Source organism: Geminicoccus harenae (genome assembly GCF_019800005.1).
GTDB classification, from domain to species: Bacteria; Pseudomonadota; Alphaproteobacteria; order Geminicoccales; family Geminicoccaceae; genus Geminicoccus; species Geminicoccus harenae.
This window is the reverse complement of sequence record NZ_JABGCL010000220.1, coordinates 1-688: the sequence shown is the minus strand read 5'-3', so window position 1 is coordinate 688 and position 688 is coordinate 1. Positions and strand designations below refer to the sequence as shown.

The 688-nt window shown below is 65.4% G+C and carries 1 pseudogene; it reads left to right on the top strand.

What is annotated here, in order from left to right:
• Window positions 1-263: 263 nt before the first annotated feature.
• Window positions 264-688: pseudogene (locus tag HLA95_RS27690) on the top strand (IS5 family transposase); the annotation flags it as partial.

The window sequence follows — 688 nt, the reverse complement described above, 5'->3', positions numbered from 1 at the left end:
GCCCGCCGAGTTCCGCAAACTCAGTGCTTAACCCAACCCAGACCCTGTCCGGTGAAACGGGGTGCACTCCACTCGCTCAACTCGTATCGCCTGGCCGCCATCATCCGCTCCGCGCTTCAGCACAGAGCCTCGTGAACCAGCACGTAGCCCGCTTGAAAATCCTGAATGTCAATCGGGCCTAGGTAGGGAACTCAAACAACCTTCTGCAGGTTCATGGCTTTTGGTCGACTGATCAGGGACGCAGGCTGAGGAGGGTATGGCGGATGGCACATCTGTACTGGCTGTCGGACGCGGCCTGGGCGCGGATCGAGCCGCATCTGCCCCATGGCCGGCCAGGACGGCCCAGGGTCGACGATCGGCGGGTGATCAGCGGGATCCTGCACGTGCTCAAGACCGGCTGCCGTTGGCGGGATGTGCCGCCAGACTACGGCCCCGCCACGACCATCTACAACCGCTACAACCGATGGTCGCGGCGTGGCCTGTGGCAGCGCCTGTTCCAGCGCATGGCCAGCACGGGAACCATCCCGGCCGAGCTTGCGCTCGACAGCACCTACGTCAAAGCCCATCGCTCCGCTTCTGGCGGCAAGGGGGTGAATGGTGCCAGGCGATCGGCCGCGCGCGCGGCGGCCGCACGTCGAAGGTTCATTGCCTGGCCGATGATCGTGGCCGGCCCGTCGCGTTCGCCCTG